This window comes from Algoriphagus sp., from assembly GCF_039969895.1.
Classification (GTDB): domain Bacteria; phylum Bacteroidota; class Bacteroidia; order Cytophagales; family Cyclobacteriaceae; genus Algoriphagus.
In genome coordinates this window covers 133181-151282 of sequence record NZ_JBDVMZ010000014.1, presented here as the reverse complement: position 1 = coordinate 151282, position 18102 = coordinate 133181, and the positions used below count along the sequence as shown (strand labels likewise).

The 18102-nt window shown below is 43.0% G+C and carries 8 protein-coding genes; all 8 read right to left on the bottom strand.

The annotated features are described in order from the left end of the window. Positions 1 to 61: 61 nt before the first annotated feature. Positions 62 to 508, bottom strand: a complete 447-nt coding sequence (locus ABJH64_RS12030; RefSeq protein WP_348299769.1) for a hypothetical protein — start codon at positions 506 to 508, stop codon at positions 62 to 64. Next, complete coding sequence (locus ABJH64_RS12025; protein ID WP_348275762.1) at positions 501 to 1121, bottom strand: hypothetical protein; 621 nt, start codon at positions 1119 to 1121, stop codon at positions 501 to 503. Before ABJH64_RS12025 ends, ABJH64_RS12030 begins: the two co-directional genes overlap by 8 nt. Beyond that, the gene (locus ABJH64_RS12020; protein WP_348275763.1) at positions 1121 to 1636 is read right to left on the bottom strand and encodes a hypothetical protein; all 516 of its coding nucleotides are present in this window, start codon (positions 1634 to 1636) and stop codon (positions 1121 to 1123) included. Before ABJH64_RS12020 ends, ABJH64_RS12025 begins: the two co-directional genes overlap by 1 nt. Before the next feature lies 1 nt (position 1637). Then, the gene (locus ABJH64_RS12015) at positions 1638 to 11120 is read right to left on the bottom strand and encodes a T9SS type A sorting domain-containing protein (protein WP_348334739.1); all 9483 of its coding nucleotides are present in this window, start codon (positions 11118 to 11120) and stop codon (positions 1638 to 1640) included. A gap of 707 nt (positions 11121 to 11827) precedes the next feature. Next, complete coding sequence (locus tag ABJH64_RS12010; protein ID WP_348275858.1) at positions 11828 to 13108, bottom strand: cation:proton antiporter; 1281 nt, start codon at positions 13106 to 13108, stop codon at positions 11828 to 11830. Then, positions 13108 to 13806 (bottom strand): hypothetical protein, encoded by a 699-nt coding sequence (locus ABJH64_RS12005; protein ID WP_348275857.1) that lies wholly within the window; start codon positions 13804 to 13806, stop codon positions 13108 to 13110. The genes ABJH64_RS12010 and ABJH64_RS12005 overlap by 1 nt, the downstream gene beginning before the upstream one ends. A 15-nt stretch (positions 13807 to 13821) precedes the next feature. Further along, positions 13822 to 16212: a hypothetical protein gene (locus tag ABJH64_RS12000; protein ID WP_348275856.1), complete on the bottom strand. Its 2391-nt coding sequence runs from the start codon at positions 16210 to 16212 to the stop codon at positions 13822 to 13824. Positions 16213 to 16821: 609 nt separating this feature from the next. Next, positions 16822 to 18075, bottom strand: coding sequence for an AI-2E family transporter (locus ABJH64_RS11995; protein ID WP_348335336.1), 1254 nt, complete (start codon positions 18073 to 18075; stop codon positions 16822 to 16824). Between the last annotated feature and the right edge of the window lie 27 nt (positions 18076 to 18102).

The window sequence follows — 18102 nt, the reverse complement described above, 5'->3', positions numbered from 1 at the left end:
GGATTGATTTTCTTTGAAATACTTTGTTTAAGCTCGTGTCATAGGTATAAGATTTTTAGGTTTATGGATATTCTATTTTAATGGAAATACCTGAAGTCATAGGAATCCCGAGCCATGCAGAAAGAGTCAAGGGTCTTGGATTCATATTTCGAATAATGGGTCCTGACTGATTAATTACTACAGTTCGTTCGCCCTCTCTAAGTAGATATGACTCTTCGAAATTTGAGGTTCCATTATTCAGGAAATACGATTCCAGTGGGGGTTCTACCGCTCTAGTAGGATAGTGGATATCTAGTAAAAGCGCTAGATTTTCAGGCGTATTTATCTCAATCCAATAGATAGCTTTGGATTTTTCCCAAGATCCTCCTTTCATTGGATCTACGACTTGAGATTCTAGGGTGGTACCAGCCGGGATTTCCAAATTGATCGTGACAAACTGAGCCTTCGCTGTTTGAATTCTAAGCAACATCAACATCAGGAGCGCTATGTAAAATCCTGGTTTAATCATAGCTCGAAAAGGACACATTAATGGTAATCTGAGCGGAGTAATCTCCTGCTGGAACTGCTCCCACAGGCCCCAAACTTCCATAAATATAAATATAGGCAGTGCTCTTATTTCGAATCTCTGTACCTGTCAAAGGAGTAGGAGGAGGGCCGGGAGCGCCTGCGATTCTTCGGTTGACTGGGAAAGTAATGTTGGTGAATCCAACTGGCAATTCGATCGCCCCTGCTTTTCCTGCCAGTTCATTTCCAGGAAGTAAATTATTATAAGCCATTTTGACTTGGAAGGGGATAGTAAATGCAGGATCATCCACGAAAGTCATAAATAGGGGAGCATCTACATCTACTGTCAAATCAAAGTTTTCAGGCGCTTCTATACTGAAGGCAATCGCTTGATTGTCCATCAAATTGATGTCCACACGCGTACCAGAGGTGATGATCGGCTGTTTGAGATTAAAATTCAATTCTGGAGCAGCGATCACAGAGTTTAACGCGATGTCATCGCTTCCAGTCCAGGTACTGAAGCTGATTCGCTGCGCAAAAGATGTGGGCATAGCAGAAAAACAAAGCACTACTAGCAGCACTGTAACAATTGGGCTATATGTAGCTCGAATTTGCATTAGATATATTCGAGTTCTATGGTGAATTCGGATTGATAAACCCCAGGAAGTGCCGAGCTGAGATCTAGATTTGCCCCTAGCCAGACAAATAAAATACCTTTGTCACTGAGACTTATAGTTGCTTCACCTCTATCCAATAACGCGCTCTGGATCTGAAGATCTTCAAAGGCTGCGCTGAGACTATACTCTGCTTTGACTTCACCAAATCCATCGTTAGATTCTACTAAGGTTTCTCTCTGTAGAAAAGTGATTCTGATTCTTGCAGTTGGGTTTCCGATGATTTTAAACATCCCGGCGTAGGGACTACTTATAGGAGAAACTAGGATACTATTTTCCTCTACCACAGGAGCGATAAGATCTATGTTTCTGATCGTCAGCATCTGGAGATTATCTGTCACCGTTGCTGTGGCATTTACGCTTAAGGATGCTTTTCGAGTATCATCAACAGTCTGTCCGATGCTGATATTAACTACACAGCCAGCTAGCACTATACCTAGGAGTAAGCTTCGAATCATATCAATTCTTAATTAATTTTTGACTGACCTGGTACTCCTTAGTACTTAGTCTAATAATATACATACCCGCCGGTAGATCGATTGCTGCTGGGATCCATTCCACTTCGGAGATTCCTGCTTTGTATATTTTGCCGGGGAAGCTACCTACTACTTGACCAAACATATCAAGGATTTGCACCTCTGCCTGCTGTGTTTCTGGCAAGTAGAATCTGATCTTTGTGGCTGACTGGAAAGGATTCGGCACTGGGCTAAATAGCTTTGGAAGATCTGGTAAGTAACCGATTTCATCTCCAGTTTTTGAACTGATAAATAGGGTAAATGGTCTCTGAGGCTTGTTGGCTACCGTTCGAGCAGTAGGATTCACTGCTCCGATCGCATAAGGAGATTCAAATAGTATCGCTTTAGGTAAATCGAGTGGATTCTGGAATTTTCCACTTCTGGCATTTGGCTGCTTTGGCGCTTCAAACGAGAAAGTATGAGCGGATTCCTCACGCATGTTGATAGCTTTCTGAGAAATATGATCCATCAATATCACCGTCACATTTGATGGTAAATCAGCTGGTAAGGTCCAATCTAGCAAGTAACTTCCATTGACCGCAGCACCATTTTTGGAAGCTGCCAGGTGAAGAGGGATTACTTTTTCCTGCTCGTCCAAGGGAGCCTGGTGATTGATCACCAAGGGGGTCTGAGTTTTAAGTGAACCGAAGGTGTAGAGTAGCAACCAATCTTCGGCCAGAGACTCCAGTTGGAAGGCATCTTTTGGATCAGTCTCTGCTTTTCCGTCTTCACCAAAACTGATAAAGGATTCAGCAGAGAGGTTCTCACCAGCAATTCTTAGGTGGATGGTTGGGGTAGGTGTTTCTAATTTTCTTCCAAAGAAAGACGAGCTGCTGAGTATCTTGGCTTCATTTCCAAGGGTCAATGAAGGACTGGCGGCATTTGCATGAACCCAAAACCCTTGATATGGAGCGATAAAGCCATTTCCAAGATTTCCGACACTTCCATTCCAAACCAAAAAAGCTTCCGATGCAGGATCCCAAACATAGATACTTTGGTCTAGGTTGGTTTTGGTCCAACCGCTCACAGCGTCCCAATCCAGGGTACTTGCCGTAGGATTTGCTATCAAGTTGAACCCTTCATCAGCTTGGTTTACTTCAATCAAAGTATCCGACTGCGCAAGTAGATTAGTATCCCTTGGGGTGAAAGTCACCTGAAAATCGAAAATTCCGCTCGCCAAATTCGCTTCTGATCCCGTGATACTCATGGTGATCGGTAAGGCATCGGTATAGTTGCCTGTTGCTGGACTAGGTTTGGAAGCACCATCGAAAATATAGAAGTAGTGGCCCCTTCCTGCAGGTACTGCATCCGATATTCCGGATGGTTGACGATATCCTTGGAGGGTAGTTCCTTTGTCAGTTTCATCCCACCACAGTAGGTTTGGCTGAAGCGAAGGATTTGTTGAACCAGGGAAACCTTGTGTTTCAAAACCAGCCGTCATTGTAGCATACGTGCTTCCTATTGGCACGCCTACCGCTCTCCAGCCTTTAGTTCCTGTAAAAGTTTGCCTGGATTCCAACCGAGGGTTGGAACTGCTTCGATTTACGTAAATGGCTCCAGCAGGAAGGATGATTTTACTACTAGCCCCAGTGGTGGTGAATGATCCTGAGGCTAGGATTTCCATTGTTTTCGTGGCTGGTAGTGTCAGGCTGAATGGATTGTTGAGAATGACTGGAGAGGAGATAGGACTGATATTTCCAGTCACGCTCAGCGTAGCATTGATGGTTTTGGTACCAGAACCAGTGAAGCTGAGGTTCGCAAAATTACCAGCGCTGATAGTTCCAGATGTGGCTCCATTGAAGTCCACTGTACTGTTAGCTCCTGGGTTAAAAGTGCCTGAATTGTTCCAGTTACCAGTGACTTGAAGTAGATACGCATCAGAGATGGATAGGGTAGCACCAGATTGTATCGTAAGGTTTCGGGACAAACCGCCGGCGATTCCAATTACTGGACTAAAAGGAGTACCGCTTGGTATGATCACGTCGGTGGTTAGCGAAGGAATTCCCCCGCACCAGTTAGTTCCATCATTCCAATCAGTACTTGTCACTCCAAACCATGTTCCAGGCACACAAGTGCCAGTCGCTACAGTCAATATTCCCGTTCCTGTCGTCCCAAAATAGTGTGAGATTTTATATTGTGCAGCAGAAGCAGTACTTCCATACGTACCCGCAGGCTGATTTGCCCCGCCCAGCGTAACAGTGTTTGCGGTATGATTGACATTGAGCAATTTGGCCACTGCGCTGCCACCAATGGAAAGATCCTCGCTCACTGCGATGACTCCTGCGAAAATTTTGTCGCCACCACCTAGGAGTTCGAGGTTGCGGTAAGTCAACGCTGGAATTGTCTGGGCTGAAGGTGAACTAAATCGAAGTTTGGCAGCCGATGCATTTTGAGTTCCGCCGCTAGCGAGGGTAAGATTGCCTGAGGCGATTTCTACAGTTCCTTCAGTTTGTGGGGCAAAAGTGGTTGTGCCAGAAGTATTTCCTATAGTTAATTCGTGATAGACTCCATAGACGACTTTTTGTCCACCACTTGCTCTGAGATAACTCACAGCAAAAGTCCAAGTACGAGCTCCAGGAAGTGGTGAAGCAGAGCTGTTCGTAGTTGTCAGCAGTCCTGTGCCAGAAGTGGTTAGATTTCCTGATAAAGCATTATTTCCCATTTGTAGCGTTTGCGTAGCTGGGATAGTAAGCTGCCCACTCATGGATATGACTGCACCGGCAGTTAGGACATTTGTGGTCCCTAATGCCAACGTCATGTTTCTCAATCCGGCACCTGAAGTCTCTCCACCAGTAGTTTTATTTCCTCCCAAATAGGTTAGGTCATAGGTGTTATTTCCTTGAATAGTGCCAGCAAAAGTGCCATCAGTTCGTTCGATGGAAGAATTTGCACCTAACGTAATATTACCATTGGAATCTAGCGGACCATCTAGGAGAGACAGTTTTCCTGCAATAGTACTAGGGTCGTCAATAGAAAGTGTGCTATTGGCTTTATCTACTCGGATAGAATAGAAATTATTTGCGCCGCTACCAGAGATGAGTTGGTCTTCGTCAGAATTATTGAAAATCACCGTGCTGGCAGTTCCAGGTAGGAAAGTACCATCATTGGTCCAGTCACCTCCGATAGTGATGGTTTGGGTTCCTTGGATTGCCAGCGTAGCACCCGATTCAATAGTCATGCTTTGCACATTGTAATTAGAACCGGTACTAATCACAGGAGAGAAGGGAGTGCCCGCCGGAATGACTACGTCAGTAGTAGCATTAGGAACCGAACCTCCACACCAGTTTTGGCCTGAGTTGTAATTAGAACTAACATAGCCCAACCAAATTCCAGGCGTGCAGGTGCTAGTAGTCACGTTTAAAATTCCCGTTCCTGTTGCTCCGAAATATTGAGGGACTTTGAAAGTTGCCCCAGAAGCGCTAGATCCAAATGAGCCATTTGGTTGTCCTGCAGTACCTAGAATTAAACTTGCCGCAGTGTGGGTTACCGAAGATCCTAATTTGGCGATGGCAGTTCCGTCAATAGTAAGTGTTCCCGAAATCGTGGTCGCTCCACTGAATGTTTTATCGCCGCTTCCCTGAAGGATCAAGTCTCCATAAGTGATCACAGGGATAGCTTGGGTTGCCGATGCGCTAAAGTTTACTGTAGATCCTGATCCAGATACTGTTCCGGATGCTTTAGTAAGGTTGCCAGATGAGATTTCTATTTCACCACCTGCAGAAAAAGGGTCAAGCGTGGTCGTTCCAGAAGTATTTCCTATCGAAAGAGAATTGTAAATTCCATAAGAAACACGTTGGTTTCCAGTGGGGGCAGTATAATTTACCGCAAAAGACCAAGTTCTACCTCTAGGGATTGCTGGGTTCACTGTACTTGCAGTTTTCAAAGTTCCCGTACCCGAAGATGTAGTCGTATTATTCAGCGCATATGTTGACATATTCAGACTCATCCCAGCCGGGATAGCTAATTGAGCCGAATGAGTGATGTTGGACGTTGCAGTGATTTCATTAGCAGAAACCACATTCAGCGTGATATTTCGAAGTCCTGTTCCGGTGAGTTCGGCGCCTGTATTTTTACTGTTTCCAGTATAAGTTACATCATAAGCTGTCGCTCCTTGGATCGTCCCTGTGAAAGCAGTGCTTGCTCCGGTGGTTCCACCTCGTGTGATCTGCGTATTTGCAACTACTGATAGTCTCGTGCTAGCTGTTAAAGTACCCGAAGTCAAAAGCAAAGAATTGGTTAGGGTCAGATTTGAGTTTAGAATCACCTGATCATCGGAAGCTTTCTCCAAAATCAATCGGTAGATCGATGTATTGGATGAGCCTCCAAAACTTTGATTTCCAGTGCCTTTGAAAGTTACCCGTCCTTGGCTAGGAGTGAAGGTTCCATTATTGATCCAATTGCCAAATACTTGAAGATCAAATGCTCCCGAAAAGGCTAAAGTTGCCCCTGCTTGGATCGTGATATTTCTAGCAATTGCCCCAGCTGATCCGATAATTGGCTGGTTTGGCGCCGAGGAAGAAATAATCACATCGGTGGTAGCTGTAGGAACTGCGCCGCACCAGTTTCCAGCGTCGTTCCAATCCGTGCTTACATACCCAAGCCAAAGTCCGGTGGTACAATTACTGCTTGCGACGGTGAGTATTCCTGTGTCTGTAGCCCCAAAGGAGGAGCTTATCTTAAAAGCTGCTCCAGAAACTGAGCTGCCAAAAGTTCCATTTGGCTGACCGGTCGTGCCTAAGATGAGGGAATTCGCCGTGTGGTTGACATTCAATAATCTGGCGATTACTCCGGAGGCAATCGTCAAGCTTCCTGAAGTACTAGAGGTCGCAGCAAATGTTTTATCTCCAGACCCGTCCAAGATCAGATTATTGTAAGTTATTCCTGGAACGGACTGAGCTCCTGCGGCAGAAAACCGAACAGTAGAGCCTGTGGAAGTATAAGTTCCAGCAGCGCTAAAGTTTCCAGAAGCAATCGTGATTTCTCCCCCATCTGTCAGGGGTGCTAAAGTGTTTGTACCTGAAGTATTCGATGCAGTCAGGCCATTGTAGCTACCCCACACGATCTTTTGGCCCCCAGCAGTTCTGGAGTAATTGACCAGAAAACTCCATGTTTTCCCCGCAGGAAGTGGAGTGGTGGAGGTACTTTGCGTGGTCAAAGTCCCCGTTCCTGAAGTAGTTAGATTAGGATTTGCAAGTGCAAAAGAGGACATCGCTAGGGTGTTTCCTGTCGGAATAGTCAAAACTCCAGTATGTGTGATTGTACTGGCAGCAGTGATTATGTTCCCAGAACTGAGGCTTAGGGTGATGTTTCGAAGTCCAGTACCGCTTAGTTCAGAACCTGCAGTTTTGTTTTCCCCTGAATAAGTAACGTCGTAGGCATTTGCTCCTTGAAGTGTCCCTGTAAAAGTGGTTGGTAGCAAAGCAGTTCCAGCCCGTTGGATTCTTGAATTAGCAGCCATGGTCAAATTGCTGCCCGCAGCTACTGTTCCTGAAGTGAGAAAAAGACTATTAGACACTTCAGTGGCGTTTGTAACCGTAAGGGTTGCCCCATTTGTTACCTGGATGTTGTAAAAGTTTTTGGCAGCTGCTCCACTAATGGTCGATGGTCCAGCATTGAATAGGAAGGTACTTGATTCAGCGAGGAAAGATCCTGCATTCGCAAAGTTTCCAGCTAAGCTGTGCGTAAAAGTTCCGCCTTCCAAAGTTGCACCCGATGATATGGAAAGATTACCTGTGATAATGGTGGCCCCAGTTAGTGATTTGACCCCTGTACCAGAGAGTATGATATTTCGAAAATTACTTGCGCCGATTAAAGCATCCGTACTTCCAGCAAAATTGACGGTAGAAGTACCTGCGTTGAATGTTCCAGCATTAGTCCAGTTGCCATTTACAGTTAGTGTAAATGCCCCGCTTACTGTTAAGGTTGCGCCAGTTTGGATTTGAATACTTCGAGTTACGGCTCCATTTGCTCCTATACTCGGTTGATTCGGTGCAGTAGCAGGAATGGTTACATCAGTAGTGTTTGTCGGTACTCCACCGCACCAGTTGGTAGGTTCAAACCAATTCGAGGAGGTGGTGCCCAACCATTCTCCATCTATGCAAAGGGATGTGACATTGATGACTCCAGTTCCAGTAGTGCCAAAGAACTGGCTGATTTGATTGGTCGCTGCGGAGGCTGTACTTCCATAAGAACCCGTAGATTGAATGACATTGTTAAGTAGGAGTGAGCCAACAGATCGGTTAGTATTTCCGAGCTTAGCCACTGCCGTTCCACTTATAGAAAAAATCCCCTGGATTTGAGAATTGGTCGAAAGTGTTTTATCTCCACTTCCTGCCAGGGACACATTATTAAAGGTAATTCCAGGAAGCGTTTGAGCTGCGGCTGCATTGAAAACTACGGTAGATCCTGTGACGGTGTAAGTTTGCCCGGCAGTAGTTGTAAAGTTTCCTGAGCCAATCGTAATATTTCCTTCACTTGCCTGGGCTAAAGTGACAGTTCCCGAAGTTCCCGCTACGACTAACCCTGCGTAGGTTCCAAAGACAACTTTCTGAGATCCTGTAGGATTAGCATATCGGACTAAGAAACTCCAGCTTAATCCTGCTGGAATTGGATTAAGACTTGTGTTGCGGGTGCTCAAAGTGCCTGTTCCTGAAGTGCTTAATCCGGGTTTAGTGAGTGGGAATGTACTCATATCCAATGTGATCCCAGCTGGGATAGTCAAAAGTCCAGATAGGCTGACGTTGCCAGCTGCTGTCAAAGTACTACTCGCATTCAAAGCCAAATTCACATCGCGAAGTCCTGTGCCCGAGATTTCTGAACCCGTGTTCTTGGATCCTCCTTCATAGCGCACATCATAATTATTGCTTCCTGCGATAGTTCCGGTCATTCCTGTGGACGTACCTGTACCTTTTCTAATAATAGAGGAGCCTTCTCCCATTGTCAAATTGCCAGCAGTAGCGAAGGTGCCAGCGTCAATCGTCAAAAATCTGGTAAGAGTCAGCGCACTGGAAGCTGATAGGCCAGTGGAATTGTTCAGTGACAGATCATAGAAGGAATTGCCAGTCGCTGAGATAGTTTGAGCGGTGGTTCCATTAAAAGTTATCAAACTAGTTCCCGGAGTAAAAGAGCCTGCGGAACTAGTCCAGTTTCCACCAATTGTATGTCCGAAAGACCCAGCCGAGAAGTTATTCGTAATCGAGATGTTCCCAGAGGCATTTAAAATTCCAGTTGCGGTTTTTACTCCAGCTCCGCTGAAAGTTAGATTGTTGAAATTGCTAGCTCCAATGTTACCAGGATTTGCCCCGTTGAAATTGATGGTTGATCCAGCTGCATTGAAGGTTCCGGTCTTAGACCAGTTACCTCCTACAGCATGAGTATATGCGCCCGAGGTAAAATTCCCAGGAATTGAGACATTGCCGGTGAAGGTAATAGCGCCTAGTGCTGTTTTTGCACCAGTACCTGAGAAAATCACATGCTCAAAATTCGAAGTGCCAATAGAAGCTGCACTAGATCCATTGAAATCTATCGTAGAACCTACAGCATTGAAAGTTCCTAAGCGAATCCAATTACCTGCTACTTGGTGAGTATATGCGCCCGGGGTCCAGCTTGATCCAGCATCGATGAGCACATTCCCTCCAACGGAAATCCCATTGGAAGCTATGGAAGAGCTGCTTCCTTGAAAGGTTAGATTTCCGCAAATGGTGGTTGTCTCTGATGTAAATGTCTTTGTGTCTGATCCACCGATAGTCAGGACGCCATAGTTTACACCGCCAATTGTTTGATCCAAATCTCCATCGTATTCTACTATGCTAGTGCAAGGAATCGTGTAAGTGCTGTAGTTTTTTGGGAAGTTATCAGTTCCGCCGACATTCAATTTCAATCCTGCCCCAAGGCTAAATGTTCCACCAGCGGATCCTCTATCCAGAGTGAAACTAGCTAGATCGAGATTCCCTTGGTTGATAAGGAGATTCCCTCCGATCGCCACATTTCGCTCCAAACTGATGGTGTTATTGCCAGAAGAGCCTGTATTTTCTATCCTAATGGTATTTGCCGAAGCAGGGAAGTTTGAGTTTGAGGTCTGATTGCTACTTCCGTTGAAAATATAATTAGCATTAGCATTGAAAGTTCGAGTACCTGTGGATCGCACATGACCAGTAGCGCCTGAGGTGGCGATTCCATCTGTGGCTCTGATTCCTAAGGTTGCTCCTGAATTGATGGTAAAGTTGCCGTTTCCTCCGAAGGTAGTGGAGGCCGAAGAAGTTTGCACAAAAGAATTCGCCGCAATATTCCAATTGATTTGGTTGGACACTGTGCCTCCAGAAGTGAAAGTTTGAGTAGGTCCGGCTCCTGCAAAATTAATAAGTCCAAATCCCGATGCTGTCTCAGTGATAGTCCCACCTGTGTGGATGAAATCTCCATTGATAGTTAAGGTTCCACTGATGCTATTTGATGCAGATAATAGATTTGTCCCACCAGATTGTATGTAATCTCCGAGGATTGTAATATTTCTGTTACTCCCATTTCCAACAGCGAAATTGCCACTTATTAGATTTAAGTTGCCTGCTATTGTATAGGCGTTCCGACTAGTATTGATTCTCCCAGGGCCAGTGTTGGCAATAGTCAGGTCACCGGAAATACTTATGGGATTGAAATTAAAACTGCTATTAGGTATGATCTCAAATCGTACGTTAGCAAAATTTTGGCCTAATCCGGTAGCAGGACCATTTAATCTTAATAGTGAACCCGTGTTCCAAGTAGCAGTGGGAATTCCTGATGAAGTAGTTCGCGCATGATGGTATTCAGAATTCGGCGAAAAGGAGATTTCTCCAAGATTGGCTCCATTGATAGAACCGTTTAGATTGGTGATTTTGCCATTTACGACCAAAGTATTACCCAAATTTGTCCCTGGCAAATTGATGTTTCCATTTGTAGCCAAGATTAGTTCGCCGTCAATTTGTGCAGACCCGACGTTTGATGAACTATTGGCACCAATGTTAATTCTTAATCGATTACTTGTACCGCTTAACTGAAGTGTAGATCCAGAATCCACCATAAGGTCAGTTCCCACACCATTGGTTATACTTAGATTTACGTTGGATGTAGCAGTATTATTTAGGTTGAGCCTTGTATTATTGGTAATAGTCAGCCTTCCAATGGTTTGACTCGCAGAAATGGTTATCGATACAGTAGTTCCGGAGTTGAAAATTAGCCGATCATTAGTGTTGGTAGAAGTTCGATTGGGAGACCAGTTAGTGGAAGTTGCCCAGTTGTTGTTCGTATTTCCAGTCCATGTATAAGTCGCCTGCCCATAGGATAAACTTGAAAAAAGTAAAAAGAATAGCAGGCCAAGACATAATATAAGTTGTCCGGTCTTAAATCTCGTCTTCGGTTTATTGCCTAGACGCAACGCCTCGTATATTTTTACCAAGTATTTTTCAAAATAAATATTTCACTCCTGCTTATTAGCAAGTCTGAAGTTTTGGCGAAGCAAAATTCCTCAAGGGGTTGTAATAAAGAGGTCGAGATATAGGGTGGCTATTATTAGGGAACTCTCGAACTCCGAAGTAGTGCAAAAAGTTTGATTTGAACAAATAAATAATTTTGGGTGAATGGCTCATTCCCTGCATGTTAATCACCTTTACTTTTAAGTTTAGTCTAAGGAGAGAACCGGGTAAAATCTCATCAATTCTTTAATATTTATCTATAATTTTTGTGTAAAACCCTGACTATCATATTTATAGCCAAAAAAGAATGTTTTAACTTCAAAAATTTTCATTCCAAATGCAGTTTTATGCCAAATATAGAAAAGTCAATTCTTTCCTACTTGCTAGGTTATTTTGAAGATAGAAGCGCTATTTCTATTTGATCTATACTAATTTAATTTTGGCTTGGCTAACTTTTTTATCAACTTATTTCATGTTTTTTTTACCAAAATTTGACGAGAAGCTTATAGTATTAAGTAAAAAGTTGTTTAACTAATGTTTTTGTAAAAATTAGCTTACAATAGAATTGTCCTTTTTAGACTAGAGTTTTCCTGTGATTTAAGGTTTTTACACAGCTAAAAAAGTGTTGATTTGGGACAACTTGTTGAAGAAACCGCCGCGCTCTTTTGGTGTGCCGCTAGATTTTCGTCAACTATTTCCCCGCCTTACTATCTTCCTCGAGTACAGTAGGCACCTTCCATTTGACAGTTCCTACTGCCTTGCTATTCGCCTGATCTATAGCTTTTGAAGATCTTTTCTTTTCGTAGATCATCGCAAAAGTCATAATCAGACTAGTTCCTATTATTACAAATAGAAGTATTCCTGGCTCAAACGTAGCCACTTGAGCTTCTACCGGAATACCATAAAATAGCAGGACGGTAATCAATCCTCTCGGCGCTATAAATACCTGAGGGATAATGTCTTTGCCTTCAAAAATCAATAACATAACAAGACGAATACCATAGATGGAGCCTATCAAGAGCGAGCTGATCAAGGCTACTTGCATATCGAATAAAGAAGTAATCGCTATGGTCAAACCGAAAATCACGAAGAAGAGCGTTCTTACCACAAAGGCCGTTTCGGCTGTAATTGTATGTAGCTCATGGTAGATCTGATGTGCTTTGGCATAATCTAATAAACTGGAAAGTTTGCCTTTAAAGAACAATTTCATGTTGGCTATCACCAATCCGAAAATCAAAATGATAATCAGAGAAGAGAGGTGCATTTTCTTACCCACTGCATAAAGAAGTAGCAATACGGCAATTAATAGGAATAGCTTGACATTGCTTTTGATTTTCTGAAAAACCAAAATGATCGCGTAGCTGGCAATAAGCGAGATAGCGACTGTTAATAGGAGGTTACCACCAAAACCTACCAACCCGGTGTCTTCGGCAGGATTTAATTTCCCGGTGAGGAAATAGAATAGCATGATCCCAAGGATATCTGAAAATGTACTTTCGTAAATGTGAAACTCACGTTTTTTGCTCTTAAGTCCTGCCACGCTAGGAATGATGATCGCACTAGACAATATCGAAAGTGGTGTTGCATAGAGCCATGCGGACTGCATACTCATTTCAGGGATGTAGTAATACAGGATGTTGGCCGCTGCCCAGGTTGATAGCAGTAAACTGATCAATGCTATCGCCAGGGACTTGAGGATGGGTACTAGTTTTTCTCTCTTCAGCTCAAGCTCTAAGGCAGCCTCCAATACGATCATGATTAATCCTACTATGCCTAATACCTCTAAAATTGGAAAAAAATTGATAGGCTCCGAGGTGAAGTATTGAAGAATGTACTGCAATATAATCCCCAATGAAATAAGCATCAGCACTGCTGGGATGTTAGTCCTTTTGGATATTCCGTTGAATAAAAAGGATAAAATAATAATCACCGAAAACTCAATGATCAGATTATAGGAGGATACAATTTCCATTAGGAGTTAAATTTTTCAGTGGAATTGATTTGAACATCATGCGCTACTAAGAAGTTGGTGAAATCTTCATGTTTTGCACCTTTCACGAGGGTGTAGTGTAGCAAGAAAGTATTTTCATGTTGTAGAGATTTCAGAATGATAGGTTTGCCTAAAACTAAAATAGGGTGATCGAAAATTAAATTTTGCAACTGCTCTTTAGAAAGTTCAGATTTCAGGTAAAGGGCACGTTGTTGAATATTGGTATGATTGGAGATCAAAGTGAATCCCGTGTGATCAAAGGAGCTGAACCAGACCCATCGCTCACCTTGGTCTGTACTCAGGACTAATCCCAAACTGCCGATTCGGCTGATTTTACCTTGAATTTTCCCGGCTTTCACCAACGTGTCAACTGCAAACAATGGACTAGATCGGATAAAGAGGCCACTGATGTAGTTGCCAAGTTGTTTGTACCCAAAACCAACCACCAACAGCACGAGAAATCCGTGAGTCAAGGGGTCTAGCGCCACAAAACCTCCAATGGCTATGATCCATGCAACAGGCTTGTAGAAAAGTCGAATTTTATAAACAAGGGCTAAATATTTTTTATCTATTCGCTTGTTTTTAGTGTATCGAGTAAATCCAAAGTATGCGAATGTGATCAGGATGTAAATCGCTGATACAATGAGGATTAAAGCGAGAAGATCGTTCCAATGATTCATAGGGCTATTGGGAGATTAGGCGAGTAATTCTCTGTATTTCAATATGGAATAGAGATCTTGACGTACCGTGTTTTTGACGATAAGATATCCATTGGTATCTCTGTCCAGCACTCCAATATTCAATAGCTTACGTACAGCAGGCTTAAACTCTGTTTCATAGCTCTCGCTGAACAAGTTTTTGAGTTCCAGATCACTACTGTATCCAAAGAGCAGGCAGTTTTTCAGAATAAGAAGTTCGCTGATCGATAGGAAGTCGTTCAGATGAGTCTCTTTTTCAGTGAACCGAATAGAACCATCTTCCTGCACATCTGTACAGAATATCCAGGCTTGAAGCACCGCTCCAATGTTAAAGTTGAATTTTTTTGCCAACCAAGTGATTTTCTTCTGGAGTTGAGCTTCGTTCATAATGACGCCATCCTTCTCATAGATTGTCCGGTGAGAGGCACCGTGTCGTAGCATGACTGCTCTGAAGATAGCGTCTGAACTGGCGAAGTTGGTGTCAAGGAGGTTACTGATGCCTTGAGAAAAAGACATTCTAGAATCTAAATGTACCCGTAGCGCATGCGTCATCCCGATGACGACAAACACTTGAGTTGAGCTAGAACTGATGAAATCGACCAAAGTAGCAGCGTTGGTGAGAAGGGAATGTTCATCGCTACGCCATAGATGCAAGTCATCCAACACTAAAATAGGTTTGGAGTTTCTGACAGATCTTTTTACAAACGCCAATACTTCTCCAAGATTCCTGTTCATTTTGAGTTTTCGACCCTCTATACTGATTTCGGCACCTGGACTTAGATGGTGAACTTCGTTTGACTTGAATTGATGAGAAACGTACTCCAGCAGCGTAGATTTGCCACTCAAGGGATCACCTAGTATTGCCAAGGACCTACTTTGACCTTTTTTCCAATTATTTACGGTTTTGAGTACTTCGTCTTCATGAGCTTTTCTCTTGACCAAAAACAAATCACCAATGAAGTTTTTGTTTAAAAATAACGAGTGGTAATGGTCGGGAGCTTCTTTTTCATTTCTTGTTTCTAAAATCTCCAGCGCAATCTCCAGTTTTTGATGCGGAGTTTTTTCTTTGACCTCTTTCACCTGCTTGCCTAGATTAGTGAAGAGGTGTGTGATTTTATACCAAAAGGAATTGAGTGAACCTTGTTTGGTAGAGGCAAGTCTTGTGAAGTTGGTCTGGAAGGGAACCTTAAGATACTCTTCCTGCTGGTATATTTCTGTTACTTTAAAGTTCTTTGCGAGCTCAACTTCAATGTAAGCAATGAGTGCTGTGCTCTGTCTGATCGCATTGGTCTGCTGCGCTGTGATTGCAGAGAGTGCGGCTATTTCAGCATCACAACTAACGAGCTGTTGTGTCTTTTTGGCTACCTGCAGACTGCTTTTGATCTGTGCCGCCACATTCAATAACTGAGAATAGGTAGCTTCCTGTAAATCCCACAAATCGGTGAGGTAGGGTAAAATTTCGTAGTCAAGCCACTTTTCTGAAGATTTACGAAAATCGATTTTCCTAACAACCATATTACCACCTACTGTGCTGATTGGTACGGAGAGCGTTGGGAGTTTGTCCACCGAATCTTCCAAGTGACGGAGGGTGTTTTCCGACCGAACTTCTAGTCCTACTCCGAGCGAAGTCAATTCTTCAAAAGCCTTGATACTGACACTCACCTGATCCAAGTCAGTCGTCTTTTTCAATTCTTTAAGGCATTCCTCACCCTTAGTTGCAAATAGGCTGTTGGTATTCTGGATATCGATTCTCAACTGAAGAATCATATTCCGGATCAAGCCATATTCTGCTATGGTCTCATTTAGACGCTCGTCACTTTGGTCTATCTCGTCAAATTGGCTGCATAGCGTATCAAACTGGATTTTATAGGTATTCCAAGGATTTGCAAAATGCTTAACTGATTCTAACCTTCTTTTCAGAATTCCTGGCTTCTCTTGCAGCGCTTTTCGTTCCTGAACGAAATAGTTTAGTGCTGTCTCCAGTTCAGTAGTTAGAAGGTTTTGGGATTTTTGAAAGTGCTCTTCCAGTAAGGATTCAGTGACTAATTCTTCCGCAGCTCGGAGTTTGGCTATGCTTAGCTGAAGCAGCACATCACGGAGCAATAGTGCTATAGATTTGAATCGATCTGGGTATGAAAAATGAACGAGGTAATGATCTGCTCCAGTAATGTCGAGCGGTTTGTCTGAGGTCTCGAGGAATGATTCACCAGCTTTGATGAATGATTTAAGTAGAGATTTCCCCTGAGTGAAAAGGTAAGAATAAAGTGTTTCGGCAGAATTTTGCTCCGACACATCTTTATTAAAGCGCTTAAATTCACTTAAATACGAATCCAAAACGGCACTCTCAGCTTCAATTGGCTCTGGAATAGAAAGGTTGTTTTCGTTCATGCGCAATGAATATATTAATCAAAGAAACAGAAAAAAGAGGTCAGGCTACTAAATTAATTTACATCTGGACTCTTTCCTTAATTGAATAAGAGGATTATCCGCAACCTTGCCAGCACCCAAAATCCCCTTGCTCATCCGGATGGAAGTCCAAAGACTGGTGAACCTAGGTGGCCTCAATTTTTCAGCTATTCAAATCCTATCATGCTTTGGGCTCATGACGAGTTGCAAAGCGGATGGACTTTGGGGAAAGTATGATTATCCAATATGCTACTAGTATAGAGGAAAAAGCAACGTATGAAATGTTGAACCTAAAGATTGAGGGTGTTTCGATCAGCGGGTATAGGTTTCAAAATCCGATAGCAGAGAATCTAAGCTGACTGGTATCAATGGGGAGAATCAGATAGAACATAAGCGAATTAGTTTATTTTTTTGTAGGGATAAAATATAAAAAAAATGCTTGGTCCTCCTCATTTTTTATCCTGTGGTCTATTTTACGACTAGTGAAATAAACATATTCGAGTTGACTAGAAGGATTGATTTCTGAGCTATTAGGCTTCGATTACTTTTTTCTTGCTACCCAGCTCGATGAATCAATGGGAGGATTAATCGTTAGTTGGAGGAGATTTTCGACCATATCTTTTCTCCCCATTGTTTTAATTTCCCAGGCTCCTCATCCTCAGATTTAAGATCATCCTCTCCTAACAAATACCCAATCGGCTGCAAAGCTGGAACCGCATCACAGATGATTTTGAAGATTCCGACTAAAGGAATGCTTAGGATCATACCCGCTACTCCCCAAATCGTCCCGCCCAGTACTACTACCAGAATAGTGACAATCGGATTGATGTTAACTTTGCCTCCCACGACGTAAGGTTGCAGAATGTAGCTTTCGATAAACTGAGCCAGGAAGTATGTCACTGCCACTCCAATAAACATGGATAATTCACCTCCGGAAATCGCCGCCATTGACATTGCCAATACTACTCCGATGACGTTGCCTATATAAGGTATCAGTGAGAGTACAGCGGCCAGGATACTGATCAAAATAGCATTGTCAATTCCGGAAATACTTAAGCCTATGCCATAGATCACCGTCAAAAAAGCTATGAGAATCATTCTTCCCACTAAGAAATCTAAAGCAAGTTGGATCGTATCGCCAAGTACCTTTTTAGCATCTTCTAAATTTTCTTTCTTGAAAAAATTGAGAATTGATAATTTGAGTTTGGTGCGATAGTATAAAAAGAAGAACAGGTAGATCATTGCCAGTAAGCTGTTGGTCAAAAAGCCGAAAAAACCCATCACTACCCCGCCTACATTCGAAAGCACACCAGAAGGGATCTTGCTGAGGAGCGATTCAGTGGAGCTAGTTGAAGGCTTATCGACTGGCTTTTCTCGATTTTCCGAAGTTGAAAGCGATTGTTCTTTGGCGTCCGTAGCAGTTTCGTTTTTCCTTTCGCTTTCGCCAGGAAATAGTTGATCGATATCTTCTTTGAATGAAAAACCGGTGGCCTCACTTACATAGCTCTCTATAGATTCCAGTCCACTTTTGGTTTTTTCTTCAATCTCAGGCCATTTATCTGAAAATTGAGAGATCTGGAAAGATATCAAAGCAAAAAAAGAAAGGAATGCTACGAAGCTCAGCAACACACAGACAAAGGAAGAAAGCCCGCGGCCCAGCCCCCAGTTTTCCAATTTTCTAGCCAAAGGAATACAGATGAGCGCCAGCAACACACTGATAGTAATGGGAATCAAAAATCCTGTCGCAGACATGATTCCTGTAATGAAAAAGTACAGGCCTACTACTAGTAAAGTGAAAAAGATCAGAATTTCTTTTCCCTGAGTATTTTTGTCGGTATTGGTCATAGTGGAGTTTTATGTTTGAAAAATTAT

Bases quoted from the DNA above. Each gene is read 5' to 3' on its own strand.
- ABJH64_RS12005 (WP_348275857.1), bottom strand. From the start codon at position 13,806: ATGAATCATTGGAACGATCTTCTCGCTTTAATCCTCATTGTATCAGCG.
- ABJH64_RS12030 (WP_348299769.1), bottom strand. From the start codon at position 508: ATGATTAAACCAGGATTTTACATAGCGCTCCTGATGTTGATGTTGCTT.
- ABJH64_RS12025 (WP_348275762.1), bottom strand. From the start codon at position 1,121: ATGCAAATTCGAGCTACATATAGCCCAATTGTTACAGTGCTGCTAGTA.
- ABJH64_RS11995 (WP_348335336.1), bottom strand. From the start codon at position 18,075: ATGACCAATACCGACAAAAATACTCAGGGAAAAGAAATTCTGATCTTT.
- ABJH64_RS12010 (WP_348275858.1), bottom strand. From the start codon at position 13,108: ATGGAAATTGTATCCTCCTATAATCTGATCATTGAGTTTTCGGTGATT.
- ABJH64_RS12000 (WP_348275856.1), bottom strand. From the start codon at position 16,212: ATGAACGAAAACAACCTTTCTATTCCAGAGCCAATTGAAGCTGAGAGT.
- ABJH64_RS12020 (WP_348275763.1), bottom strand. From the start codon at position 1,636: ATGATTCGAAGCTTACTCCTAGGTATAGTGCTAGCTGGCTGTGTAGTT.